Origin of the sequence: Streptomyces sp. NPDC029041, assembly GCF_040637515.1 — a bacterium.
In the GTDB taxonomy this organism is placed as follows: Bacteria; Actinomycetota; Actinomycetes; order Streptomycetales; family Streptomycetaceae; genus Streptomyces.
Map to the genome: position 1 here is coordinate 473,907 of NZ_JBEZWO010000002.1, position 23,316 is coordinate 497,222.

The 23,316-nt window shown below is 72.4% G+C and carries 23 protein-coding genes; 11 read left to right on the forward strand and 12 right to left on the reverse strand.

From position 1 onward, the window contains the following. The first annotated feature begins 48 nt into the window (after positions 1 to 48). The 5 genes from AB0F04_RS05695 to AB0F04_RS05715 all read left to right on the forward strand — a co-directional run bounded on the left by AB0F04_RS05695 (position 49) and on the right by AB0F04_RS05715 (position 5,657). A complete protein-coding gene (locus AB0F04_RS05695; RefSeq protein ID WP_362038101.1) occupies positions 49 to 1,845 on the forward strand; it encodes an ABC transporter ATP-binding protein in 1,797 nt (598 codons plus the stop codon). After that, on the forward strand, positions 1,842 to 2,483 hold the full coding sequence (locus AB0F04_RS05700; RefSeq protein WP_362038103.1) for a flavoprotein: 642 nt from the start codon (positions 1,842 to 1,844) through the stop codon (positions 2,481 to 2,483). Before AB0F04_RS05695 ends, AB0F04_RS05700 begins: the two co-directional genes overlap by 4 nt. 20 nt (positions 2,484 to 2,503) lie before the next feature. Further along, positions 2,504 to 3,307 carry a class I SAM-dependent methyltransferase gene (locus tag AB0F04_RS05705; RefSeq protein ID WP_362038106.1) on the forward strand — a complete coding sequence of 268 codons (804 nt, stop codon included), beginning with the start codon at positions 2,504 to 2,506 and terminating at the stop codon, positions 3,305 to 3,307. A 68-nt stretch (positions 3,308 to 3,375) separates the two neighbouring features. After that, entirely contained in the window at positions 3,376 to 4,371 is a 996-nt protein-coding gene (locus AB0F04_RS05710; protein ID WP_362038108.1) for an ATP-binding cassette domain-containing protein, read from the forward strand. Further along, a complete protein-coding gene (locus AB0F04_RS05715) occupies positions 4,368 to 5,657 on the forward strand; it encodes an ABC transporter permease (RefSeq protein ID WP_362038111.1) in 1,290 nt (429 codons plus the stop codon). The genes AB0F04_RS05710 and AB0F04_RS05715 overlap by 4 nt, the downstream gene beginning before the upstream one ends. 298 nt (positions 5,658 to 5,955) lie before the next feature. Here the strand turns inward: AB0F04_RS05715 and AB0F04_RS05720 are convergent, their stop codons facing one another. Both AB0F04_RS05720 and AB0F04_RS05725 read right to left on the reverse strand, forming a co-directional pair. Further along, complete coding sequence (locus AB0F04_RS05720) at positions 5,956 to 7,305, reverse strand: pitrilysin family protein (protein ID WP_362038112.1); 1,350 nt, start codon at positions 7,303 to 7,305, stop codon at positions 5,956 to 5,958. Beyond that, the gene (locus AB0F04_RS05725; RefSeq protein ID WP_362038114.1) at positions 7,302 to 8,627 is read right to left on the reverse strand and encodes a pitrilysin family protein; all 1,326 of its coding nucleotides are present in this window, start codon (positions 8,625 to 8,627) and stop codon (positions 7,302 to 7,304) included. The genes AB0F04_RS05720 and AB0F04_RS05725 overlap by 4 nt, the downstream gene beginning before the upstream one ends. A gap of 181 nt (positions 8,628 to 8,808) precedes the next feature. Here AB0F04_RS05725 and AB0F04_RS05730 point away from each other — a divergent pair, with 181 nt between their 5' ends. Continuing rightward, the gene (locus AB0F04_RS05730) at positions 8,809 to 8,988 is read left to right on the forward strand and encodes a hypothetical protein (protein ID WP_362038116.1); all 180 of its coding nucleotides are present in this window, start codon (positions 8,809 to 8,811) and stop codon (positions 8,986 to 8,988) included. A 104-nt stretch (positions 8,989 to 9,092) separates the two neighbouring features. On the opposite strand, the gene AB0F04_RS05735 is transcribed toward AB0F04_RS05730, so the two are convergent. Next, on the reverse strand, positions 9,093 to 9,560 hold the full coding sequence (locus AB0F04_RS05735; protein ID WP_362038117.1) for a hypothetical protein: 468 nt from the start codon (positions 9,558 to 9,560) through the stop codon (positions 9,093 to 9,095). Next, positions 9,557 to 9,829, reverse strand: a complete 273-nt coding sequence (locus AB0F04_RS05740) for a helix-turn-helix transcriptional regulator (protein ID WP_097216740.1) — start codon at positions 9,827 to 9,829, stop codon at positions 9,557 to 9,559. Before AB0F04_RS05740 ends, AB0F04_RS05735 begins: the two co-directional genes overlap by 4 nt. A gap of 94 nt (positions 9,830 to 9,923) precedes the next feature. Between AB0F04_RS05740 and AB0F04_RS05745 the strand changes: the two genes are divergently transcribed. From AB0F04_RS05745 to AB0F04_RS05755, 3 genes are read left to right on the forward strand one after another with little or no spacing between them, the layout of a single operon-like run. Continuing rightward, the gene (locus tag AB0F04_RS05745; RefSeq protein WP_362038120.1) at positions 9,924 to 10,913 is read left to right on the forward strand and encodes an LLM class flavin-dependent oxidoreductase; all 990 of its coding nucleotides are present in this window, start codon (positions 9,924 to 9,926) and stop codon (positions 10,911 to 10,913) included. Then, positions 10,906 to 12,087, forward strand: coding sequence for a hypothetical protein (locus tag AB0F04_RS05750; protein WP_362038123.1), 1,182 nt, complete (start codon positions 10,906 to 10,908; stop codon positions 12,085 to 12,087). Before AB0F04_RS05745 ends, AB0F04_RS05750 begins: the two co-directional genes overlap by 8 nt. Continuing rightward, complete coding sequence (locus AB0F04_RS05755; RefSeq protein ID WP_362038125.1) at positions 12,072 to 12,461, forward strand: hypothetical protein; 390 nt, start codon at positions 12,072 to 12,074, stop codon at positions 12,459 to 12,461. The genes AB0F04_RS05750 and AB0F04_RS05755 overlap by 16 nt, the downstream gene beginning before the upstream one ends. A gap of 280 nt (positions 12,462 to 12,741) precedes the next feature. Here the strand turns inward: AB0F04_RS05755 and AB0F04_RS05760 are convergent, their stop codons facing one another. The 7 genes from AB0F04_RS05760 to AB0F04_RS05790 form a co-directional block, all read right to left on the reverse strand. Continuing rightward, on the reverse strand, positions 12,742 to 13,434 hold the full coding sequence (locus AB0F04_RS05760; RefSeq protein WP_362038127.1) for a GPP34 family phosphoprotein: 693 nt from the start codon (positions 13,432 to 13,434) through the stop codon (positions 12,742 to 12,744). A gap of 53 nt (positions 13,435 to 13,487) precedes the next feature. After that, positions 13,488 to 14,990, reverse strand: a complete 1,503-nt coding sequence (mmsA, locus tag AB0F04_RS05765; protein ID WP_362038129.1) for a CoA-acylating methylmalonate-semialdehyde dehydrogenase — start codon at positions 14,988 to 14,990, stop codon at positions 13,488 to 13,490. 14 nt (positions 14,991 to 15,004) lie between these two features. Next, positions 15,005 to 16,888 (reverse strand): 3D-(3,5/4)-trihydroxycyclohexane-1,2-dione acylhydrolase (decyclizing), encoded by a 1,884-nt coding sequence (gene iolD, locus AB0F04_RS05770; RefSeq protein WP_362038131.1) that lies wholly within the window; start codon positions 16,886 to 16,888, stop codon positions 15,005 to 15,007. Positions 16,889 to 17,152: 264 nt separating this feature from the next. Then, positions 17,153 to 18,043, reverse strand: a complete 891-nt coding sequence (locus AB0F04_RS05775; protein ID WP_362038133.1) for a deoxyribose-phosphate aldolase — start codon at positions 18,041 to 18,043, stop codon at positions 17,153 to 17,155. Next, positions 18,040 to 18,990, reverse strand: coding sequence for a 5-dehydro-2-deoxygluconokinase (iolC, locus tag AB0F04_RS05780; RefSeq protein WP_362038135.1), 951 nt, complete (start codon positions 18,988 to 18,990; stop codon positions 18,040 to 18,042). Before iolC ends, AB0F04_RS05775 begins: the two co-directional genes overlap by 4 nt. Before the next feature lie 178 nt (positions 18,991 to 19,168). Continuing rightward, on the reverse strand, positions 19,169 to 19,447 hold the full coding sequence (locus AB0F04_RS05785) for a hypothetical protein (RefSeq protein ID WP_362038137.1): 279 nt from the start codon (positions 19,445 to 19,447) through the stop codon (positions 19,169 to 19,171). A 150-nt stretch (positions 19,448 to 19,597) separates the two neighbouring features. Then, complete coding sequence (locus AB0F04_RS05790) at positions 19,598 to 20,494, reverse strand: alpha/beta hydrolase (protein WP_362038139.1); 897 nt, start codon at positions 20,492 to 20,494, stop codon at positions 19,598 to 19,600. Positions 20,495 to 20,590: 96 nt separating this feature from the next. Between AB0F04_RS05790 and AB0F04_RS05795 the strand changes: the two genes are divergently transcribed. After that, complete coding sequence (locus AB0F04_RS05795) at positions 20,591 to 21,628, forward strand: helix-turn-helix domain-containing protein (RefSeq protein WP_362038141.1); 1,038 nt, start codon at positions 20,591 to 20,593, stop codon at positions 21,626 to 21,628. A 261-nt stretch (positions 21,629 to 21,889) separates the two neighbouring features. Next, complete coding sequence (locus AB0F04_RS05800; RefSeq protein ID WP_104779857.1) at positions 21,890 to 22,090, forward strand: MerR family transcriptional regulator; 201 nt, start codon at positions 21,890 to 21,892, stop codon at positions 22,088 to 22,090. A gap of 58 nt (positions 22,091 to 22,148) precedes the next feature. On the opposite strand, the gene AB0F04_RS05805 is transcribed toward AB0F04_RS05800, so the two are convergent. Then, positions 22,149 to 23,192, reverse strand: a complete 1,044-nt coding sequence (locus tag AB0F04_RS05805) for a zinc-dependent alcohol dehydrogenase family protein (RefSeq protein ID WP_362038143.1) — start codon at positions 23,190 to 23,192, stop codon at positions 22,149 to 22,151. Positions 23,193 to 23,316 lie beyond the last annotated feature (124 nt).

The following is a 23,316-nucleotide window of genomic DNA, read 5'->3' on the forward strand; positions in this document are numbered from 1 at the left end:
GCCGACGGCCGGCCGGCTGTCACCGCACCCTGCAGGAGGTCCCTCACCATGGCCAGAGAACCACGCCCGGACGGCACGGACGAACTGCGTGTCTTCGCACAGCTTCTGAAGGGCCGCAAGGCGACCGTCGCCGCCGCGGTGGTGCTGAGCCTGCTCTCCGCCGCCGCCACCCTCGTCCTGCCCCTCCAGGTGCGCGACCTGGTGATGGCCCTCGCCGGGGACGAACGTCCCGTCGGTCCGCTGCTGACGATGGCGGGGCTCGCGGTGGGCGCCGGGCTCGCGTCGGCCGGGTCCTCCTACCTGCTCGCCCGTGCGGGTGAGGGCCTCGTCTCCGAGGCGCGTTTCCGCATCGCCTCGCACATTCTGACCCTGCCGCTGCGACGGGTGCGCCGGGAAGGGGCCGGCAACCTGGTCGCCCGGGCCACCTCCGACAGCACGCAGCTGCGTTCCGTGGTGGACGTCGGCGTGGCGCAGATCCCCTCCTCGCTGTTCCTGGCGGTGGGCACCCTGATCGCCATGGGCCTGCTGGACGCAGTCCTGCTGCTCGTCGTGCTCGCCACGTTCACGGTCGCCGGTGTTGGCATCTTCCTGTGCGTGCGGTCGATCCGCGGTGGTGTCGAACGCCAGCAGAACGCCGTCGGCACCATGTCCCAGCACATGACCGCGGCCGTGCTGTCCCTGCCCACGGTCAAGGCGTTCCTCGCCGAACGCCAGGTGGCGAACACGCTGGGCCACAGCATCGAGGACGCCCGCAAGGCCGCTGTGTCGGTAGCGCGGGTGACCGCCCTGGTCGGACCCACGATGCAGCTCGGCCAGCAGCTCTCGATCGTCGCGGTGATGGTCACCAGCGGCGCCCGGCTGGCCTCCGGCGACCTGGGCATCGGCGAGTTCGCCGCCTTCATCGTCTACCTGCTGCAACTCGTCGCGCCGCTGACCCTGCTGGTCTCGGGGGTCGCCAGAATGCAGAGCGGCCTGGCGGCGCGCGCCCGCCTGAACAGCGTGCTCACGATCGCCCCGGAGAACCCCGGGGGCGTCCGCCCGGTCGAGCCGTCACCGGACGCGTACGCGGTGGAGTTCGAGTCGGTCACCTACCGGGACGGCGGGCGCACCCTCATCCACGAGGCGACGTTCGCGGCCCCCGCGCGCGGGCTCACCGCCATCGTCGGGCCGTCGGGGGCGGGAAAGACGACGCTGCTCGGCCTCACCGAACGCTTTCTCCTGCCGGAGTCCGGCCGGATCGCCGTCTGCGGACTGCCCGTCGAGCAGTGGCCCCTGCACCGGTTGCGCGGCGCGATCAGCTACGTCGACCAGAGCTTCACCCTCGTGGAAGGCACCGTACGGCAGAACCTCCTGCTCGGACGGGACGAGGAGAGGGGGGCTCCGCCGGACACGGAGCTGTGGCGGGCGCTGGAGGCACTGGGGCTGCGTGAAGCCGTGGAAGCGCTGCCGGACGGCCTGGACACCGAGCTGGGACGGGCCGAGGACCTGTCCGGCGGTCAGCGGCAGCGGCTTGCTGCCGCCCGCGTCCTGCTGCGGGACTCGCGCATCGTCCTGTTCGACGAACCGACCTCCCAACTCGACAGCGAGAACGAGGAACGGCTGCGGACGCTGATGCGCACCCTCGCCGAGGAGCGCGCGGTGCTCGTGGTCGCGCACCGCATCTCCACGGTGCAGGACGCCGACCTGATCGTGGTCGTGGACGAGGGACGCACCGTCGACCGGGGCACCCACGAGGAGCTGCTGACGCGCTCGGCGCTGTATCAGGAGCTGGTGCACGGACAGTCGCTGCGCGGCGGCGGCGCGCCGTCTCCGGCCGTGCCGGCGGTCGGGGCGGGGGTCCGGTGAGCGGCGCGGCGACCGCGGTCGAGCCGGTGGGGGCGCGGCGCCTGCTGGTGATCGGGACGGGTTCGGTCACCGCCGCGCATCTGCCCTTCTGGGCGAGCTGGCTGAAGATCGGGCACCCCGGGACGGAGGTGCGGTACGTGCTGACCGGGGCGGCCGGCAGGTTCGTCACCCGGGAGGCGCTGACCGCCATCGGCGGCTGTGACGTGCAGGCGGACCGGTGGCCCGACGAGCCGGAGCCGAGAGCGCGGCATGTGGATCTCGCGCAGTGGCCCGACACGGTCGTCGTCTTCCCGGCGACGCTCAACTACCTGGCCAGGCTTGCCCTGGGGCTGGGCGACTCGCCCTCGCTCCTCGCGCTGCAGTGCACGCGGGCGGCGATCGCGCTGGCGCCCGCGCTGCCGCCCGGTGGCGCGCAGAGCGCGGCGTACGCGGAGCACGCCGCCAGGCTCCGCGCGCGGCGCAACGTGGTGGTCGTGACGCCCCACCCCGGCCGCAGCACGACCAGCGGGAAGCGCGAGGCGTGGGCGCCCGCGTCCTTTCCCGACGTGCTGTCCGCGGCCGACCGGCTGCGGGCGGCGCTGGAGGAACCGGCCCTCAGCGGCCCCGACGGGCACGAGCCGGACACCGTATCCACCTGACATCGCACGGAGGCAGCACGATGACCACCGAGACACACCGGCCGGCCGACGCCGAGGCGCCTTCCGGCGGGAGCGCCGGACCGGGCGGGAGCAGCAGCGCGTACGGCGAGTCGCTGGCCGACGTCTACGACTCGCTCTATCCCGCCGCCGGCCCCGCCATCGACTCGATGGTCGGCTTCCTGCGGCAGTTGCGTCCCGCACCGGCCTCGCTGCTCGAACTCGGGGTCGGCACCGGCCGGCTCGCCATCCCGCTGGCCCGGAACGGCTACCGGGTCCACGGAGTGGACGCGTCCCCCGCGATGCTGGCGAAACTCCACGAGAACGACTCCACCGGCCGAGTCACCAGCGCGGTGGGCGACTTCGGCGCGCTGGCCGTCGACGAGCGTTACGACCTCGTGCTCACCGCGCTCAACACCTTCTTCATGCTGCCCACCCAGGAGCAGCAGATCAGTTGCCTGCGCGGCATCCACGACGCGCTCGCGGACGACGGTGTCGCGGTCTTCGAGACCTACAACCCGCAGGTGTACCACCGGCTCACCGAGGCGACGACCCGGATCGGCCATCTGGCGCCGGACGCACTGCTGCTCGACACGATCCAGGTGAACCAGTCGCTCCAGTCCGTCCTGGTCGTCCACACGATCATGAGCGCCGGCGGTCTGCGGAAGGTACCCGAGGTCAGCCGGTACGCCTGGCCTGCCGAGTTCGACGTGATGGCCCGGCTCGCGGGACTGCGTGTGACGGGCCGCTGGGCCGACTGGGACCGCAGCCCGGTCACGGCTCAGTCGGAGAAGCACGTCTACGTCGTAGAGCGGCAAAGCGTATGACTACCTTGACGAGTTGATGTGTTAACGCAATACTTCAGCAAGTTAGTACAGTGCTCTGGAGGGACGACATGACGGTGCCCGTGCTGGAGGTCGACGGCGTACGCAAGAGGTACGGCAAGCGTCAGGCGGTCGCCGACATGACCTTCGGCATCCGCGCCGGTGAGCTGTTCGGCTTCGTGGGAAGCAACGGCGCGGGCAAGACCACCACGATGCGGATCGTCCTGGGCGTCCTCACGCCCGACGAGGGAGAGGTCCGCTGGCGCGGCCGCCCGGTCGATCTCGCCGCCCGCAGGCAGTTCGGCTACATGCCCGAGGAGCGCGGCCTGTATCCGCGGATGAAGGTCGGCGAACACCTGCGGTACCTGGGCGAGTTGCACGGCCTGCCGCCGGCTGCCGCGCGGGCGGCGGCCGACCGGTGGGTCGAGCGGCTCGAACTCTCCCGGTACGCCTCCGAGGAAATCCAGAACCTCAGCCTCGGCAACCAGCAGCGGGTCCAGCTGGCCGCGGCGCTGGTCCACGACCCTCAGGTGCTGGTGCTCGACGAGCCGTTCTCGGGCCTGGACCCGGTGGCGGTGGACGTCATGCACGAGGTGCTCGTCGAACGAGCCGCCGAGGGAGTGCCCGTGATGTTCTCCAGCCACCAGCTGTCACTCGTCGAGCGCGTCTGCGACCGGGTCGGCATCGTCTCGGACGGGCGCCTCATCGCCTGCGGCACGGTCGAGGAACTGAGCGAGAACGCCGACCGGCGCCTGCTGGTCGACGCCCCGGAGGCGGGCGAGACCTGGACCGCGGGACTGCCGGGCGTCTCGGTCGTGAGCCGCGAGGGCTCCCGTACGCGGCTCCGCCTGGCGAAGGGTGCGGACGATCAGCGGGTCCTGCACGCGGCGCTGGCCACCGGACCGGTCGTGGCCTTCGTGTCCGAACGACCGCCGCTGTCCGACCTGTACCGCGACCTGGTGGGCGGAACCGGCGCGCACGGGGAGGACACCGGGCGGACGTCGGACACCGGCCCCACGGCCGGCGTGGCCGCGACAGTGAACGACACCGACGGGGACCAGACATGAACACTGTGACACCAGCGCCGGGCGACACGCACGGCCCGGACGTCCCGGACGGGGAGTGCGCCTCCGACCCGGCCGACGGCACTTCCGGCCCTCGGAACGGCATCGGCGCGCTGTCGGCCCGCCGGGCGGTCGGCCTGGTCGCCCGGCGGGAGATCAACAGCCGGATGCGGACCAGATCCTTCGTCCTGAGCACCCTGGGCCTGCTGCTCGGCCTCGGCGTCTACGCCCTGGTGATCCTCCTCGCCAAGGACGGACCCGCCGAGGTCGGCGTCGAACGGGAGATCGCGGCGATGCGCCCGGCGCTCGCCGCCGTCGCGGAAAAGACAGGCGGTGACTTCGAGTTCGTCACCGTCGACGGCGACCGCACGGACCGGATGCTGCGCGACGGGGACCTCTCCGCCGTGCTCGGCGGCACCGACGGCCGGCTCACGCTCTCCGTGGAACGTGAGGCGGACGAGAACCTGCTCGGCGTCGTGCGCGCCACGATCGCCGAGGAGCGCACCACCCGGGAGCTCGAGCGCGCCGGCGTGGACCCCGTGGAGTTCCGGGAGCGCGTGGCATCGTCCACCGTGCAGGTCCACGCACTCGAGCCGTCGGAGACCAGCGCGGCCGAGCAGTTCGCGCTGGTCTTCTCCTCCACCGGACTGCTGTACTTCTTCTTCGTCTTCTACGGGATCACCCTGGCGCAGGGCGTGGTCGAGGAGAAGAGCAGCCGCGTGGTGGAGTTGCTCCTCTCGACCATCCGCCCCTGGCAGCTCCTCGCCGGGAAGCTCATCGGTGTCGCGGTGGCCGGCCTGACCCAGCTCGTGCTGCTCGGCGGAGCCGCGGTGGCCCTCGCCCAGGGCACCGGCGCCCTCACCCTGCCGAACGCGGTGGGCGGGTCGCTGGTGACGATGGGGGTCTGGTTCCTGCTCGGTTTCTTCCTCTTCGCCGCCCTGCTGGCCGCGGCCGCCGCCAGGGTCTCGCGGCAGGAGGACCTGCAAGGCGTGGTGCAACCGGTGATGCTGCTCATCACCATGCCGTTCGTGCTGGGCATCGCCCTGCTGAGCAAGGACGCGCACGACCCGTTGATCGAATGGCTGTCGCTCGTACCGCCGCTCAGCCCGATCCTGATGCCGGCCCGCATGCTGCTGGGCATCGCCCCCGCCTGGCAGATCGCTCTGTCCCTGGTGCTGGCGGTCGCCGCGCTGGTGGGGATGACCCGCGTCGCCGGACGGATGTACGCGGGCAGCGTGCTGCGCAGCGGCTCTCGGGTGCCGCTCGCCGAAGCGCTGCGGGTGCGTTAGTCCCGGCCCCCGGCAGACCTCCTGCCGTCCCCCGACCGCTCGTGCCCCCGCCGACCTCCTCCTGTCCCCCGCCAACCTCCTGCTGTCCTCCGCCAACCCCTGCTGTCCTCCGCCAACCCTGCCGAACATTCTCGAAGGAGCACCTCATGAGCATCGCCCTGTGGATCGCCGTCGGTATCGCCGTCGTCGTCGCCGTCGTCGCGGGAATCAAGAAGAGCCGGGGCTGACACGCCCGATCGGCTCACAGCGAGGGGCGGTGCTTCCGAGGGGTCACCCGGAAGCACCGCCCCTCGGGCCGTCAGAAGCCGAGTTCGCCGGTGGAGCCCCTGCGCAGGGGCTCCACCGCCCTCTCGTCGGCGACGACCACCCCGGTGAAATCGGCGGGCCGGAAGAACCGGCGGGCCGCCTCGCCGACCTGGTCGCGGGAGACGCCCTCCAGCAGCGGCCCCCAGTTGTGCAACCAGTCGGCGCCGACCCCGACATGCAGCAGGTTCGCCAGCCCGGTCGCCAGGGCTCCCGGTGCCGACATCGCCGTCGCGGTGGAACCGGCCGCGTAACGCCGGGCGGCGTCGATCTCCCGCGCCGAGGGCGGTTCGGCGGCCATGCGCTCCAGTTCTTCCCTGATCACCGCGAGAGCCGCGACGGTGTGCTCGGCGGCGGTGTCGGCCTCGACCATCAGTGTCGACGCCCCCGGCACCGACTCCACACCCGAACCGAGCTGGTAGGCGTACCCCTTGTCCTCGCGCAGGCGCGCGACCAGCCGCGAGGCGAAGGACCCGCCGAAGACCAACTGGGCCAGGTGCAGGGCCGGGTAGCCCGGGTCCGACCGGGGCAGGGCGGGGGCGGCCAGCCGTATCACGCTCTGGACGGCCCCGGGCCGGTCCACGTGCTGCAGGGGCCCGCCCGGGAACCAGGGCGGCACCTCGGGCAGGTCGCCCTCGGGCCCGGACTCCCACGCCTCGAACAGCCCGGCGACCGAGGCCAGGGTCACCTCCGGCTCCAGGTCTCCGACCAGCACGAGCACCGCGCCCCGCGCGCCCAGATGCCGCGCGTGCAGTCGGGCCAGGTCGTCCCGCGTGCAGGCGGCGGCCTGTTCGGGCGCCGGCTGCCAGCGGGCGGCTCTCTCCTCGCCGTACCTGCGCCGCAGCAGCGCGTGCTGTGCGAGCGCCGCCGGCTGGTGGGTGGCCAGCCGTATGCGGCGTGCCAGCCGTTCGCGTTCGGGGGCGACGGCTTCCTCGGTGAGCCGGGGCCCGCCGAGGGCTTCGGCCAGCAGGGCGAGTACGGCGGGCAGGCCGTCGGCCATGGTGTGGCCGGTGACGGTGAACCTGCGGGCGTCCGCGGAGGCTTCCAGGGCGGCACCGTGTGCGGCCAGCGCCGCGTCGTGGTCGTCGGCGCTCCGCTGGGCGGTGCCGCGCAACAGGAGCTCGGCCAGCAGCTGGCATTGGGCCACCTCCCCCGGTGCCGTTGCGGTGTACGGGACGGTGAGCCGGATCTCCACCAGAGGGACGACGGAAGCCGAACACACCACGACCCGCAGCCCGTTGCCGAGGGTGAGGTCGGCATCGGGCAGCGGCAGCCGCCCCTGTGCGCCGCTCGCCTCCGGCCGGCTGCCGTAGCCGGGGGGTTTCTTCGCCGCACCACCGGTCATGTCGTCGTCTCCCGTGCGATGTCCCGCGGCACGGCGCGGCGTCCTGGCACGAAGCGCACGACCGCCCGGTGGGAGGACCTGAGCCGGGCGGCTGCCCTGCTCACCTGTTCGCCGGTGACGCCGGCGCGTACGAGCTCGGGCAGCGCATGCGTCAGCTCCGCCTCGCCGAAGAGCGTCTCGCGCAGGCCGAGCAGCTGTGCCCGGGTGCCCGGATCACCGAGTTCGCGCATCGCCGCGGCGGCCCAGCGGGCGGTCGTGGCACGCAACGGCCCGGCGGCCACCTCGTGCGTCGCCAACGCCTCCAGCGCTCCGTCGAGCGCGTCGAGGACGTCCTCGGCACCCCGCTCGTGCTCGTGCACGGCGAACAGCGTCAGCAGATCCGGCCCCACCGTGTCCCACGGCAGCCCGAAGAGACCGCAGCCCACCGAGAGGCTCGACGCCCCCGCGGCCGCGGTCGGTCCCCGGCGCAGCAGGGCGTGCCGGCCCTGTCCGAGCAGCGCCGCCAGGACGAGGTGCGCGAGGTAGTCGGCGCGCTCGGTGACCGGGTCCGGCATCCGGTAGCCCACCGCGACGGCGGGTGAACCGGCGTGCGGGTCCTCGACCGTCAGCCGCCGCTCCTCTGCCGGCATCGGCTCGTGTGAATCGGACGACCGCACCGTCGAACGCGCCGGCAGGTCGTCGAAGTGCCGGCGCACGAGACCCTCCGCCATTCGGCGGTCGAAGGCGCCGGTGACGGTCACCACGGCATTTCCAGGGCCGTAATGGTCGGCGAAGAACCTTTCGCACAACGCAGTGTCGAAGGCGGCGAGGTCGGCGGTTTCGCCGTACCCGTCCCTGACGTTCTCCGAGCGCCGGTGCAGGGTCCGCGGAAGTGCCCAGGGATGAGTTCCGTAAGGGCGATTGCGGACCATGAGCCGGATCTCCTCGTCGATCACCGCGATCTGTGTGCGGAGGTTTCGCGCGGAAATGCAGGGCGAGCGCATTCGGTCCGCTTCGAGCGCGAGCAGCATTTCCAGTGCGGAGGTGGGCGCGGCGGCGTAGTACACCGTCACGTCCTGGCGGGTCCGGGCGTCGCCGAAGCCGCCGGCGCGCTGCACCCGCGGCAGATAGCCCTCGGGCCCGGCCTCTCTGCCCCCTCGGAACATGAGGTGCTCGAAGAGATGCGCCAGGCCGGTACGCCCCTCGGGTTCCGTGCGGAAACCAACGCCGTAGTGCACGGCGACGCCGATCGAAGCACCCACGGGATTCGGTGCCAGCAACACCCTGAGGCCATTGTCCAATACCAGGCGATGCAGCTGATCTCGGCTCATCCCGGCGAGCATAGGACCGAGTCGAGTACCCGCTCAACAGAGGACGTTGACCGATTGCGGACAGTGTCCGCATGCGGTCAACTCCGTTGCCATCGCGGCACTGTTCGAGGAATGGTTCTGCCACGGCCGGAGAACGCGGTTGTCGAAATCGCCGATCCGGTCACCATGAGAATCCGAGTAAACGGGAGTCAGCATGAACACCCAGTCCCTCATCAGCGGTTACTCCGCCTACGCCGCCGCCGACGAGATCGTCCCCGCCGTGGAGGCCCCGGCCGCCACCATCACGATCACCACCTCGTCGCAGGCGTGCATCTCCGCCGCGTCCGCCGTCTCGGCCGTCTCGGTCGACAACACCTTCGACCACTCCTGCTGAACCGCGTGACCCGCTGAGAACAAGGGGCGGGTGCCCACCGCCGCAATCGGTGGGCACCCGCCCTGTGGCACGAGAACCTCATTCCCGCTCAGCGCCGGGCCGAATCACTCGTCCTCGTCCTCGTCGGTGTCCTCGACACCCACGCCGGACATCCCCAGGACGATGGAGGGCACGGCGGACGCGGTCAGCATGAGGGTCGTCAGCAGCGCGGGGATCCGCTCGATCACGTCGGGCTGGTTCTGGAAGACGACCATGACCATCACGACGAGCATCCCGGCGCCGACCGCGCACTGGTAGCCGATGAAGGAAACCCGGTCACGCAGCCCGCGTTCACGTTCGTCCAGTCCTGCCTGGGGCCGCTCGGCCACACCGCGGGTCATCGAACGCAGCACGCCCCACAGCAGCAGCCAGAGCACGAAGGCCACGAGCCACCACGAGTCGGAGAACGCGTTGCCGTCCGAGATGAGCGACAGCACCACCATGGACGCGCTCAGCACACAGAGGGAGAGCGCCACAGGGCGCATGGGACTGCGCGTCAGATCCGTCGTCCCGTCGGCACCTTGGCGGCTCACGAGCGGTCCTCCTTGTTGTACAGCTGGGCGGAGAGGGGGGCGAAGGGCTTGCGGTTGAAGATCGCTTCCACCGGAAGCTCGAACACATCGCTGAGCCGGAACGCCAGGTCGAGACTCGGGAAGTAGTCACCCCGCTCGATGGCGCCGATGGTCTGCGGGTGCACCTCCACCAGCTTGGCCAGCGCGACGCGACTGAGGCCTCGCTCCGCGCGGAGCACTCTCAGCTGGTTGTAGATCTGCATTCCCTCGCGATGACTCACTGGGCTCATGGAAAAAACGTAGTAGAAACACAACAGTTCGTCAAGGAACAACAACAGCTCCGGCAGATGTCAGAGCACCAGCGACAAAGGAAGGTGTCCCGCCGTGACCGCCGACAACGTGCTCCCGAGCGTGCTCGTGCCGAACATGCCGGAGACCCCGGACTCCCTGCGACCCCACGCCGAGCTGGTTCGCGACACCGGAGCGCGCCGGCTGTGGACAGGCCAGTCGCTCAAAGTGGAGGCCCACCAGGCGTTCGCCCACCTCGCCGGTGCCGGGACACGCGTCCCCGTGGGCCTCAGCGTGACCCTGATGCCGCTGCGCCACCCCTACGAGGCCGCCCTCCAGGCCCGCTCGCTCGCCCTGCTGACCGGCCTGCCGGTGGTGGCCGGTTACGGCGTCGGCTCGACGGCGTTCGTCCGCAGCCTCAACGGACGCCCGTTCGCCAGCCCGCGCACGATGGCCGCGGACTACCTGCGCACGGTCCGGGCCCTGCTCGACGGGGAGATCGTCGACCACGCGGGCGACTACCACAGCCTGCAGGGCCGGTTGATCCCCATGGAGCATCCCCACGTGGAGGTCGGCGTGGGCGTGCTGCGCCCCAACATGGCGCGCACCGCGGGCGGCGTCGCCGACGTCGCCATCACCTGGATGACCCCGCCCGGGTATGTCGCCGAGACCCTGCTGCCCGCCCTGGAGGAAGGGGCCAAGGACAGTGACAGGGACACCCGCTGCCGAGTCGCGACCGTCGTCCATGTGGCGGTGGAGCGCGAAGGCCGGAACCCGCACGTGCTCGCGCACACCGCTGCCTCCGGGCACCTCACCATGGAGCACTACACGGACATGCTGCGCCGGGCCGGCGTTCCGGTCGATCCGGCGGATCCGGTGGCCGGTGCCGCCGCCCTGGTGGACAGTGGCACGTACCTGTACGGCTCGGCCGACCACATCGCCGCCGAACTGGAGAAGTACCGGAACGCCGGTGTGGACGAGGTGATCCTCAACTGCGCCGGAGTGCTGTTCACCGAGGGCCAGTCGGCGGCGTTGCGGGACACCCGGGAGATCATCGAGGCGGTCGGGCGGCGCACCAGTGACTGAGCCGGTCGATGCCGCGCCCCCAGCCCCGGCGGCGCCCCGGGACACGGGACGGCCCTCCGGAACGGAGCCCGTCACCGTACGCGAGTACGGAACCCGCTATCTGCGGATCACCGTGCGCCACCACGGGGACGCGGAGTTCAGCTGGCTGCGCGCCCCGGGACCGGCCCACACCGCTCCGCAGCGCCTTCCGCCGGCGGAGGCCGCCGCGGCACTGCGCCGCGTCGACACAGCCGTCGCTGCGGCCGCCGCCGGGGCCCGCGGTACCGCCGGGGCAGCGCGCGGTGTCCGGCTCGCCCTCGGCGAACCGGCCGCCGGCTCCGCGCGGGGCGGGGCGACCCTGCGTTCGGGGGTGCTCTACCGCGTGCCCGGCGCCTTCTCGGTGGCACGGCTGCTGCCCTCCGGCGACGACACCGCCTTCCGGCTCTCGGTCGACGCCCTGGCCGGTCTGGGCAGGACTCTGCGACGGCTGCACCAGGAGCCGTGGGACGTCCCGGAGCGGCCGCCCCACCACGGGGTGCGACGGCTCATGGCCTGGCTCTGCGGAGAGGAGGACGCTCCCGGTACGGCCCGGCTGCGCACTTCGGCCCGTACCCGGCTCGGTCCCTCACTGTGGGCCCGGCTGACGGACTGGTCCCGGGCCGCCGACGAGCCACCCGCAAGCGGCCCGGTCCTGCTGCACGGAGCGCCCAGCACCGGCTGGCTGGTCCCCTCCGCCGCCGGTGGCCACACCGTCCTGCTCACCGGCGAGGAGGTCACCGGGGGCGACCCCGCCCTCGATCTCGGCTGGACCCTCGGCGAGTTGCACGAACTGCGCGCCGCCGCCGCCCGTGGCCTCGGCGCCGCGGGCAAGGGCCCGCGGGTCGACTACCCGGCCGCGGCCCACGCCCTGCTCCGCGGCTACACCGGCGGCGACGGCGCCGCCCCTGTCCCGCCGGGCACCGCACGCGCGGCCACTCTCCGTCTGGCCGTCCACATGCGGGACTTCGCGTCGTTCGTCGGCTGGCACGAAGACCTGCGCCACTACTGCGACCTGCTGGCGGAGGCACTCAGCGAGGACGGCACCCCTTGTCTTCACTGGCCCGGGCCGCGGCCGTCCGCCGAGGGGGCCCGTACGGAGACGTCCCCGGGACATCCGGCACATCAGAAGGGATCGGACCCATGTCACACACGATGAAATCTCTGGCCGGCGCCGCGCTGCTCGCCCTGGCGCTCTCCGCCCACGGCACGACCGCCCACGCGGCCGAGGGGTGGTCCCTCTCCCACGCGACGGCCGGTGCGTCGGGAACGACCCGGTCCGTGGACTCGGGAGGCCTCTGGCCGGACACCGCCGTCGAGGGAGAGCTCCGCAACACCGGCTCCGGGTGCTACACGCTCTGGATCCAGTGGACGGTGGACCTGACCGTGGGACCGCCGTTCAAGATGGGCACGCAGTGCGGCGCGGGTTCCGTGCCGGTCCGCTTCCAGAAGCCGGGCGGCCTGGGGACGACCTGGCTGAAGATCTGCCGCGACACGCAGCACACGGACTGCAGCCCCATCCAGTACCTCTGACGGTACGGGCCGCCGACGGTCCGGAGCCGCGCAGGCCCCTCCCCGGTCCAGGGCCTGTCGTTTGGATCACGGCGCAGGGCATCGGCAGCGCCTGTCAACGCCGGTGAGCGGGGCCTGGTGCGTGCATCTGCAAGGCGGAGGAGGGAGTCGACGCGGAGCGTCGGCGAGTGACGACAACGCGGCAGATGTGCGTGCCAGGCCCCGCGTCTGCGGCGTGATCCAAACGACAGGCCCTACGGGGAGGGGCCTGCGGCTGCCGGCTCTCCACGGACCGCCGTGGTCAGGTGCCGGTGACGATCGTCGTCGTCGCCGTCACGGCGACGATCACCGCCAGCGCCTCCTCGGCCGCCCGCACGACATGCCGCACGGCCGTCGCGGACCACTGGCCCTCGGAGAGCGCCTTCATCGCCGCCCCGACCTCACGCATGTCGGCGTCCGGGAAGGCCAGACGGTGCAGCTTCGCCCCGTGCAGCAGGGCCACCAGGGACGCCGTGCGCTCGTCCGGTGCCCCTCCCCGGAGGACGACCTCGTCGAGCCGCTGCCGCAGCGCCGCCTCCGCCGAACCGTCCGCCTCGGGATAGCGGCGGACGGGGAAGAGACCGAGCACCTTCTTCTTCTCCTCCCGGACCAGACCCTTCTCGATCAGGCCCCGGTTCGCCCACGCCACCGCGTCCGTCTTCAGCCGGGTGATCCAGTCCCTGGTCCTGCCCGGCTTGTCCCGGCCGGCGATGTCGGCGAGTGCCGCGTCCAGGGCGGGATCCCCCAGCGGCGTGGCGTCGACGACGGTCACCCTGTCGTCGGTCACGTCGATCCGGCCGGCCAGCGCCAGCTCCACCAGCAGGGCGGCGGATATCGCCGGCGCCACCTTCGCCGACTCCTTCGCCGCGCCGGACTCGTCGTCCAGGGAGAGGAGCAGGAGCTGCTCGCCCAGCGTCGTGGGGGTTTCCGTGGGGGGGTGCGTCGGTGTGTGCATGTCCACAGTCTCCATGGGCGGGCGCTCGCCCATGGAGGAGTGGCCGATACCGGTCAGTGGTTGCGCGGGAAGCCCAGGTCCACGCCCGCCGGGGCGTCGGCCGGGTCCGGCCAGCGGGTGGTGACGACCTTGCCGCGGGTGTAGAAGTGCGTGCCGTCGTTGCCGTAGATGTGGTGGTCGCCGAAGAGCGAGTCCTTCCAGCCGCCGAAGGAGTGGTAGCCGACGGGGACCGGGATCGGGACGTTCACGCCGACCATGCCCGCCTCGACCTCCAGCTGGAAGCGGCGGGCCGCGCCGCCGTCCCGGGTGAAGATCGCGGTGCCGTTGCCGAACGGGGAGGCGTTGATCAGGTCCAGCGCCTCCTCGTAGGTCTCGGTACGCAGCACCGTCAGCACCGGGCCGAAGATCTCGTCCTGGTAGGCCTTGGCGGACGTGGGCACCTTGTCGAGCAGCGAGATGCCGATCCAGTGGCCGTCCTCGAAGCCGTCCACGGTGAAGCCCGTGCCGTCCAGGACGACCTCGCAGCCCTCGGCCGCGGCGCCCTGGACGTAGGAGGCGACCTTGTCGCGGTGGACCTTGGTGATCAGCGGGCCCATCTCGGAGGCCGGGTCGTTGCCCGGTCCGATCTTGATCTTCTCGGCGCGCTCGCGGATCTTCTCCACCAGTTCGTCACCGATCGAGCCGACGGCGACGACCGCGGAGATGGCCATGCAGCGCTCACCGGCGGAACCGTAGGCGGCCGAGACGGCGGCGTCGGCGGCCGCGTCGAGGTCGGCGTCCGGCAGCACCAGCATGTGGTTCTTGGCGCCGCCGAGGGCCTGGACGCGCTTGCCGTTGGCGGAGGCCGTGGTGTGGATGTAGCGGGCGATCGGAGTGGAGCCGACGAACGACACCGCCTTGACGTCCGGGTGCTCCAGGAGGCGGTCGACGGCGACCTTGTCACCGTGGACCACGTTGAAGACGCCGTCGGGCAGACCGGCCTCCGCGAGCAGCTCGGCGATCTTGATCGAGGCCGACGGGTCCTTCTCGGACGGCTTCAGCACGAAGGTGTTGCCGCACGCGATGGCGAGGGGGAACATCCACATCGGCACCATCGCCGGGAAGTTGAACGGGGTGATGCCCGCGACGACACCCAGCGGCTGGCGGATCGAGGACACGTCGACGCGGCTGGCGACCTGCGTGGACAGCTCGCCCTTCAGCTGCACGCTGATGCCGCAGGCCAGGTCGACGATCTCCAGGCCGCGCGCCACCTCGCCGAGCGCGTCGGAGTGGACCTTGCCGTGCTCGGCGGTGATCAGCTCGGCGATCGCGTCCCGGTTGGCGTCCAGCAGGGCGCGGAACGTGAACAGGATCGAGGTGCGCTGGGCCAGCGAGGACTGGCCCCAGGTCAGGTAGGCCTCCTTGGCTGCGGCGACCGCCGCGTCCACCTCGTCGACCGAGGCGAACGCGACCTTCGTCGTCACCTCGCCGGTCGCCGGATCCGTCACCGGCCCGTGCGTGCCCGAGGCGCCTTCGACGGTCTTGCCGCCGATCCAGTGGTTGACGATCTTCGTCATGGCCGGGAACTCCTTCACAGATGGCGGCGTCGGGTGGAGACGTGCCGTTCGTACAGCTCACGTGCCTTGACCGCGGACGGCCGTGTCGCGGTCTGGGCCACAGGTACATCCCACCAGGCCTGCGCGGGAGGCGCGCCCGACACTGTGTCTGCCGTTTGGGTCTCGACGTAGACACATGTGGGAGTGTCGGCCGCCCGGGCCTCGGCGAGGGCCTCGCGCAGGTCGCGGACGGTCTTCGCGCGCAGGACGCGCATGCCGAGGCTGGCCGCGTTGGCGGCGAGGTCGACGGGCAGCGGCGCCCCGGTGTACGAGCCGTCCTCGGCCTGGAAGCGGTAGGCGGTGCCGAACCGCTCGCCGCCGACCGACTCGGACAGGCCGCCGATGGAGGCGTAGCCGTGGTTCTGGATGATCAGGACCTTGATCGCGACGCCCTCCTGCACGGCCGTCACGATCTCCGTCGGCATCATCAGGTAGGTGCCGTCGCCGACCAGCGCCCACACGGGCCGGTCGGGGGCGGCCATCTTGACGCCGATGGCGGCCGGTATCTCGTAGCCCATGCAGGAGTAGCCGTACTCCAGGTGGTACTGGTCGTGCGACCGGGTCCGCCACAGTTTGTGCAGGTCGCCGGGGAGGGAGCCGGCGGCGTTGATCAGGATGTCCGAGGCGTCGGCGATCTCGTCCAGGGCGCCGAGGACCTGGGGCTGGGTCGGCCGGGTGTCGGGTTCGTCCACCTCGTAGCAGGCGTCGACGCGCTGCTCCCAGCGCTCCTTGTCCTCGGTGTACTCGGTGGCGTACGGGCCGGCGACCCGGTACGCGTGCAGCCGGAGGGCGTCGGTGAGCTCCTGCAGGCCGCTGCGGGCGTCCGCGACCAACGGCTGTCCGGCGAGCTTGTGACCGTCGAAGGGCGCGATGTTGAGGTTGAGGAAGCGGACGTCCGGGTTGCCGAACAGCGTGCCGGAGGCGGTGGTGAAGTCGGTGTAGCGGGTGCCGACGCCGATCACCAGGTCGGCGGTGCGGGCGAGTTCGTCCGCGGTGGCGGTGCCGGTGTGGCCGACGCCGCCGACGTCCTGGGGGTGGTCGTGACGCAGGGAGCCCTTGCCCGCCTGGGTGGAGGCGACCGGGATGCCGGTCGTCCCGGCGAACTCGGCGAGGGCCTCCTCGGCGCGGCTGTGGTGGACGCCGCCGCCCGCGATGACCAGGGGCCTCTTCGCCGAGCGGATGATCCCCACCGCCTCGGCCAGTTCCGTCGGGTCGGCGCCGGGACGCCGTACCGTCCACACGCGCTCGGCGAAGAACTCCTCCGGCCAGTCGTACGCCTCGGCCTGGACGTCCTGGGGCAGGGCGAGGGTGACGGCGCCGGTCTCCACGGGGTCGGTGAGCACGCGCATCGCGTTCAGCGCGGACGGGATCAGGGCCTCGGGCCGGGTGATCCGGTCGAAGTACCGGGAGACCGGGCGCAGGCAGTCGTTGACCGACACGTCGCCCGCGTACGGCACTTCGAGCTGCTGCAGGACCGGGTCGGCGGGGCGGGTCGCGAAGACGTCGCCGGGCAGGAGCAGCACCGGCAGGTGGTTGATGGTCGCGAGGGCCGCGCCGGTGACGAGGTTGGTGGCGCCCGGGCCGATGGACGTCGTCACCGCGTGCGTGGACAGGCGGCCGGACTGGCGGGCGTAGCCGACCGCCGCGTGCACCATGGCCTGTTCGTTGCGGCCCTGGTGGTACGGCATCTCCCCGGCGTGTTCGAGGAGGGCCTGGCCGATTCCGGCGACGTTGCCGTGGCCGAAGATGCCCCAGGTGGCGCCGATGAGCCGCTGCCGGACGCCGTCGCGTTCGGTGTACTGGGCCGCCAGGAAGCGCACGAGCGCCTGTGCGACGGTCAGTCTCGTCGTCGAGGTCATCGGTGTCCCTCCCTCTGGGTGGTCACGGATACGCGACGCCCGTATCGGGCGTCCAGCGGGCGAGGCCGCGTGCGCCTCGCCGTCGGGACCTCCGGCGCGGGGCCGTAGCGGGCGGGGAGTTGTCGCTCGCTCTTCGCTCCTGCCAAAGCAAAGCGGCTTCCCGCGCCGGAGGCGATCTGGACCCGGGACCTGCCCGGGAGGGGGAACGCTCGGTCTTCTGTGCTGTCGCCCGTGGTGGCGGTGGGGGTGGTCATGACGCGGCCCTCACAGCAATCCGACGGCGGTGTCCACGGCGGCGGCCACATCGCCGTCCGCCGGATACAGCAGCGAGCGGCCGACCACCAGGCCGCGCACGGTGGGCAGTCGCAGGGCGCCGCGCCATTTCTCGTACGCCCCGGCCTGCTCCTCGGCGGAGCCTCCGACCTCCCCGCCGAGCAGCACGGCGGGCAGGGTGGAGGTCGCCATGACCTCGGCCATGTCGTCGGGGTTCTCGGTGACCGGCACCTTCAGCCAGGTGTAGGCGGACGTGCCGCCCAGGCCCGAGGCGATGGCGATCGACTTGGTGACGGCCTCGGCGGAGAGGTCGTTCACGACCTTGCCCGCGGGGGTGCGGTGGCTGAGGAACGGCTCGACGAAGACGGGGAGCCGGCGCGCGGCCATGGCGTCGATCGCTCGGGCGGTGGACTCCATCGTGGTGAGGGAGCCCGGGTCGTCGTAGTCGATGCGCAGGAGCAGTTTGCCCGCGTCGAAGCCGAGGCGCTCGATGTCCTCGGGGCGGTGGCCGGTGAAGCGGTCGTCGAGCTCGAAGCGCGCGCCCTGGAGGCCGCCGCGGTTCATCGAGCCGAGGACGACCTTGCCGTCGAGGGCGCCGAGCAGGAGCAGGTCGTCGAGGATGTCGGCGGTGGCGAGGACACCGTCGACGCCCGGGCGGGACAGGGCCAGGCAGAGGCGGTCGAGGAGGTCGGCGCGGTTGGCCATGGCCATGCTGCGGCCGCCGGCACCGAGGGCGCCGCGGGCCGGGTGGTCGGCCGCGACGATCATCAGGCGGCCGCTCGTGTTCAGCAGCGGCCGGCGGGTGCGGCGGGCGGCGGCCTCCGCGATCGCCTCCGGGCGGTTGCTGCGCAGGGTGACGAGTTCGGAGATGTCGACGGTCACCGGACGGCCCCCGCGGTGACGGCCGCCTCGATCTCGTCCTGGGTGGGCATGGCGGAGGAGCACTCCAGGCGGGAGGCGACGATGGCCCCGGCGGCGTTGGCGTGCCGCATGGTCTTCTCCAGGTCCCAGCCGGCCAGCAGGCCGTGGACGAGACAGCCGCCGAAGGCGTCGCCGGCGCCGAGGCCGTTGAGGACGTTCACCGGCAGCGGCGGGACCTCGGCGCTCTCCCCCTCGCGGTGCACGGCGAGGACGCCCTTGGGGCCCTGCTTGACGACGGCGAGTTCGACGCCCGCGTCGAGCAGCGCACGGGCGGCGGCGTGGGGTTCGCGCACGCCCGTGGCGACCTCCACCTCGTCGAGGTTGCCGACGGCGACGGTGGTGTGCCGCAGGGCCTCGGCGTAGAAGGGGCGGGCCGCGTCGGGGTCGGTCCAGAACATCGGGCGCCAGTCGAGGTCGAAGACCGTCGTGCCGGACTTGGCGCGGTGGGCGAGGGCCGCGAGGGTCGCCGTGCGGCTGGGCTCCTCGCTCAGGCCCGTGCCGGTCACCCAGAAGACCCGGGCGTCACGGACGGCGTCGAGGTCGAGCTCGTGGGCGTCGATCTCCAGGTCGGGGGCCTTGGGGCGGCGGTAGAAGTACAGCGGGAAGTCGTCCGGCGGGAAGACCTCGCAGAAGGTGACCGGGGTGGGCAGGCCGGGGACCGGGGTGACCCAGCGGTCGTCCACGCCGAAGTCCTTCAGGGCCTGGTGGAGATAGGTGCCGAAGGGGTCGTCGCCGGTGCGGGTGATCACCGCGGTCCGGCGTCCCAGACGGGCCGCCGCGACCGCGACGTTGCTCGCCGAACCGCCGAGGAACTTGCCGAAGGACGTGACCTGCGGCAGCGGGACGCCGGTCTGCAGCGGATACAGATCCACTCCGATCCGCCCCATGGTGATCAGGTCGTAGGTCATCGGGTGTCCCCCAGGTGCTCGGCTCTCCCCGGCTTTGTAGCCCCCTGGCGACGCCCTGTCAATGTTTTGTCCGGACATTCGGACCAGATCATGACAGCGCTTTCCGCCCGACCTGGTCCGCGCCCTCCTCGTCCGGCTGCCGTCTCCCTTCCGGCGGGCCCCCTCCGGGTCTTCGGCTCTACGTGTCGGTCCGCCTCTCCAAGCGGCTGCCGCGCGGCACGGTGACGGACATGATGTCGCTGGGGGTGTCCAGCGCGATGCGGTGCCAGCGCCCGCGGGGCACGACGACCGCCGTGCCCGGCGTCAGCCTGGTCTGCGCCTCGGGCTCCCCGGGCCGCTCGGGGCGGAGGATGAGGCGTATCCCGCCGGTGAGGCAGGAGACGACCTCGTCGGCGGCGGTGTGAATCTCCCAGTGATCGGCGTGCACGTCGTCGTCGGTCTCCACGTGGAAGGTCATCAGCTGCCAGCTGTCCTGTCAGGGGTCGAACGCGGGCTCTTCGGCACGCACCTCACCGCCTTCGCCGAGACGGATGAACGAAGTGAAGAGGCCGATCGGGGTGAGCTCGGTCATGGCGGGTGCCCTTTCCGTTGCCGAGGGGTCGGGGGGTCAGTCGATGAGCGCGCGGCGCAGGGCGGAGCCGAGTTCCGTGATCTGCCGCTGCGAGACGTCGGCCGAGAGGATCGCCTGCGAGCCGTGGAAGGTACCCGGCCACTGATGCAGTTCCACCGACACGCCGGCCTGGAGCAGGCGCAGCGCGTACGCGATGTCCTCGTCGCGGTTCGGGCAGAGCTCAGCGGTGGCCACATAGGCGGGCGGCAGGCCGCTCAGATCGGTGGCGCGCGCCGGGGCGGCGTACGGCGTGGCGGGTGTCGAGCCCAGGTAGTGCCGCCAGGCCGCGGCGACCTTGTCGCTGTTCATCCAGGGTGTGTCGGTGAAGTTGCGCCGCGACCACGTCTGCGGCCGGTCGTCGAGCCCGGGCTGGTTGAGCAGCTGGAAACGGATCCGTGGCCCTCGCTCGTCACGAGCCCGCAGCGCCAGCCCGGCCGCGAGGCCGCCCCCGGCGCTGTGCCCGCCGACCGCGATCCGTTCCGGATCGAAGCCGAGTTCGGCAGCCCGCCCGGCGGCCCAGGTCAGCACGGCGTACGCGTCGTCCAGGGCGGCCGGAAAGCGGTGCTCGGGCGCCAGGCGGTAGCCGACCGAGATCACCACCACACCGGAGCTGTCGGCCAGCCGCGCGGCCCAGGGGTGCTCGGTGTCCACGTCTCCCATCACGAATCCGCCACCGTGCAGCCAGATGACGGCGCCGTGCGCCCGGTGCGGGCGGTAGACACGCACCGGCACCGCCGGATCGCCGGGCACCTGGTGGTCTTCGACCTCCATGCCGGAGGTGTCCGGTGCCGGTACGGCGGCGGCCAGTTCGGCGAAGCTCTTGCGCTCGACGACCGGGTCGGTGAGGTCGGCGCGGGGGAACAACGGGATGAATGCCTCGAGTTCAGGGTCCATGCCGCTCATCCTCACGGCGGGCCCCGCCTCGGGGCATCCGCCAACTGTCGGCCATTCGGGTCCCGTTGGGCACCGATCGGCGCCTATCCTCGCTCCATGGAGGCACTGGCCGTACGGCTGTCGCAGTTGGACACGCACGTCGAAGGTGCCATTCGCGTCGTCATGTTCTACGACACCCTGATGCGCCGGCGGGTGGATCTCCCGGCACTCGCCCGGGCCTCGGCGGGACTGGCACAGTGCACGGCCGGGATCCGGCTGCACGGCACCGGGCGGGCGATCCGCATGGCGCCCGACGGCAGGGAGGCGCCCGCGCCGGGCCCCCTGCCCTCGCCCGGCACGACGCCGATCACCCTCGATGACGAGGAGATCGGTGAGGTGTGGCTGGAACGGCCCGGGACGCCCCTGCCGCTGGACGACGTCCTGCTGGACCGGCTCGCCCTCGCCGCCGCCGCGGTCGTCGAGCGGTACGGTCCCGCCCGGACCACCATGGCCGATCCCGCCCTCGTCGAGCTGGCCGTCAGCTCCGAGACCGACGAGGCGGCCCGGGCCCGGGCGCTGCGGCTGCTGGGCTTCGCGGCCGGACTGCCCGTCCGCGTCGTCGCCGTACGGTCGCAACTCCCGCTCGACCGGATCGGTGTCCTGCTCTGCCCGGCTCGCCCGGTCAAGGCCGCGCCGGTCGGAGACGTGGGTGTCATCCTGGCCACGACCGTGGACCGGAGCCGGTTCCCCGACGGGGTGCGCGCGGGCATAGGCGCCGCCGAGCGCCCCGACCGGTCCTGGCAGCAGGCCCGCATCGCTCTGCGCTTCACCGGCTCGCGCCGGCCGGTCGTCGATCACGACAGTCTCGGGGCGCTGGCCCTGCTCGCCCAGGTTCCGCCGGACGTCATGCGGAACAACCCCGACGTGGCCATGATCGCCCGACTGGCCGCTTCCGGAGATGACGTGGAGACTCTGGACGCCTACTGTGCGACCGGCTCCCTGCGCCGGGCCGCCGACCTGCTGCACCTGCACCACAGCAGCGTCGCCCGGCGCCTCGAACAGATCGGCAAGGTCCTGGGGTTCGAACTCACCGGGCCCAGCGGCCTGGTGCGGGCCGGTCTCGCCCTCATGGCCTGGAGGCTGCTGGACGACTGAGGCCCTGCCCGGGCGCCGCGTCAAGGCGCCCCGCCGCCGCACGGGCCCGCGTCTTTGCCCCGGCTGTGTCACAAACACCCTGCCCCCGTCACACATGTCCCCTGTACGCGGGTCTTCCGTCACACCCGGCGCACAGGCCCTGCCGGGTCCCGCCGGGCGTCGTTGACCGGACACAGGCTTGTTGATCGCCAGCGCAGCGCCCGGCTCCCCCGGACGGCCGTCCACGGCCGCCGCCGTGGTGCGCGCGGGGAGGTGCACCTCATGACCGACCGAAGACTGTGGTCCTACAAGGAGATCGCGGCGCACATCCGGGTGCAGCCGGACACCGTGCGGTCCTATCGAAAACACGGGCTGCTGCCCCCACCGGACCATGTCGAGGGCGGCAAGCCCTACTGGTACGCCGACACCGTCCGGGCCTGGGTCGCCTCCCGGCCCGGCAACCGCGGCCGAAGAACCGACTGACCCGGTCCCCCTGCCTCGTGCCCCGTCTCAGGGTGGGGCACGGCCCTCCGGCGGCGCGTCAGCTCCACGGCTCGATGACCGTCGCCCCCGCGCCCGGCGCCGTCCCCATCGCCGACAGCGCGGACGGAACCTCCTCCAGCCCGATCGTCGACGTCACCAGCAGGTCGGGGCGCAGCACGCCGCTGCGGACCAGCTCCAGCATCGGCGGGTAGCTGTGCGCGGCCATGCCGTGGCTGCCGAGGAGTTCGAGCTCCAGGGCGATCGCGCGGGCCAACGGCACGGGCGTCGTGCCGTCCGGCGAGGGCAGCAGGCCGACCTGGACGTGCCGGCCGCGTCGGCGCAGGCCGTTCACGGAGGCGGCGCAGGTGCCGGGTGAGCCGAGGGCGTCGAGGGAGAGGTGGGCGCCGCCGCCGGTGAGGTCCCGGACGGCCGCCGCGGTGTCCGGCACGGACGTGGCGTCCAGGCACTGGGCGGCCCCGAACGTCCGTGCCAGCTCCAGCGCCCGGGCCGACACGTCGACGGCCACCACCCGCGCGCCCGACGCCGCCGCGATCATCACCGCCGAGAGCCCGACCCCGCCGCATCCGTGCACCGCCACCGACTCCCCGGCCGCGACCCGGCCCTGCTGCACCACCGCCCGGTACGCCGTGGCGAACCGGCAGCCCAGCGAGGCCGCCGTCGCGAAGGACAGCTCCCCGGGCAGCGCCACGAGGTTCACATCGGCGTGGTCCAGGGCCACGTACTGGGCGAAGGATCCCCAGTGGGTGAAGCCGGGCTGGGTCTGGCGCTCGCACACCTGGTGGTCGCCCGCAGCGCAGGACGGGCAGGTGCCGCAGGCGCAGATGAACGGCACGGTGACCCGGTCGCCGGGCCGCCATCCGGTCACCCGGTCGCCCACCGCCTCGACGACTCCGGCCAGTTCGTGCCCGGGCACGTGCGGCAGGGCGATGTCCGGGTCGTGGCCCTGCCAGCCGTGCCAGTCGCTGCGGCACAGGCCGGTGGCCTCGACGCGTACGACGACCCCGTGCTCCGCGGGCTCCGGGTCCGCGACCTCCCGTACGTCCGCCGTCTCCCCGTACCGCTCGAACACCACGGCCCGCATGGGACCCACCCGCCTTCCGTTCGTGTCCGGAACGCCGACCGCCCTCGCGCGCCGGTCGGTCACGTCCCGCCGGTCGGTCACGCGCCCCGGGCCGGTCGGTCGCGCCCGGTCGGTCGCGCCTCGG

What these genes read in the sequence shown, in the direction of transcription:
- AB0F04_RS05695 (WP_362038101.1), top strand. Translation starts at nt 49, where the DNA reads ATGGCCAGAGAACCACGCCCGGACGGCACGGACGAACTGCGTGTCTTC.
- AB0F04_RS05705 (WP_362038106.1), top strand. Translation starts at nt 2,504, where the DNA reads ATGACCACCGAGACACACCGGCCGGCCGACGCCGAGGCGCCTTCCGGC.
- AB0F04_RS05710 (WP_362038108.1), top strand. Translation starts at nt 3,376, where the DNA reads ATGACGGTGCCCGTGCTGGAGGTCGACGGCGTACGCAAGAGGTACGGC.
- AB0F04_RS05715 (WP_362038111.1), top strand. Translation starts at nt 4,368, where the DNA reads ATGAACACTGTGACACCAGCGCCGGGCGACACGCACGGCCCGGACGTC.
- AB0F04_RS05720 (WP_362038112.1), bottom strand. Translation starts at nt 7,305, where the DNA reads ATGACCGGTGGTGCGGCGAAGAAACCCCCCGGCTACGGCAGCCGGCCG.
- AB0F04_RS05725 (WP_362038114.1), bottom strand. Translation starts at nt 8,627, where the DNA reads ATGCTCGCCGGGATGAGCCGAGATCAGCTGCATCGCCTGGTATTGGAC.
- AB0F04_RS05730 (WP_362038116.1), top strand. Translation starts at nt 8,809, where the DNA reads ATGAACACCCAGTCCCTCATCAGCGGTTACTCCGCCTACGCCGCCGCC.
- AB0F04_RS05740 (WP_097216740.1), bottom strand. Translation starts at nt 9,829, where the DNA reads ATGAGCCCAGTGAGTCATCGCGAGGGAATGCAGATCTACAACCAGCTG.
- AB0F04_RS05755 (WP_362038125.1), top strand. Translation starts at nt 12,072, where the DNA reads ATGTCACACACGATGAAATCTCTGGCCGGCGCCGCGCTGCTCGCCCTG.
- AB0F04_RS05760 (WP_362038127.1), bottom strand. Translation starts at nt 13,434, where the DNA reads ATGCACACACCGACGCACCCCCCCACGGAAACCCCCACGACGCTGGGC.
- mmsA (WP_362038129.1), bottom strand. Translation starts at nt 14,990, where the DNA reads ATGACGAAGATCGTCAACCACTGGATCGGCGGCAAGACCGTCGAAGGC.
- iolD (WP_362038131.1), bottom strand. Translation starts at nt 16,888, where the DNA reads ATGACCTCGACGACGAGACTGACCGTCGCACAGGCGCTCGTGCGCTTC.
- iolC (WP_362038135.1), bottom strand. Translation starts at nt 18,990, where the DNA reads ATGACCTACGACCTGATCACCATGGGGCGGATCGGAGTGGATCTGTAT.
- AB0F04_RS05785 (WP_362038137.1), bottom strand. Translation starts at nt 19,447, where the DNA reads ATGACCTTCCACGTGGAGACCGACGACGACGTGCACGCCGATCACTGG.
- AB0F04_RS05790 (WP_362038139.1), bottom strand. Translation starts at nt 20,494, where the DNA reads ATGGACCCTGAACTCGAGGCATTCATCCCGTTGTTCCCCCGCGCCGAC.
- AB0F04_RS05795 (WP_362038141.1), top strand. Translation starts at nt 20,591, where the DNA reads ATGGAGGCACTGGCCGTACGGCTGTCGCAGTTGGACACGCACGTCGAA.
- AB0F04_RS05800 (WP_104779857.1), top strand. Translation starts at nt 21,890, where the DNA reads ATGACCGACCGAAGACTGTGGTCCTACAAGGAGATCGCGGCGCACATC.
- AB0F04_RS05805 (WP_362038143.1), bottom strand. Translation starts at nt 23,192, where the DNA reads ATGCGGGCCGTGGTGTTCGAGCGGTACGGGGAGACGGCGGACGTACGG.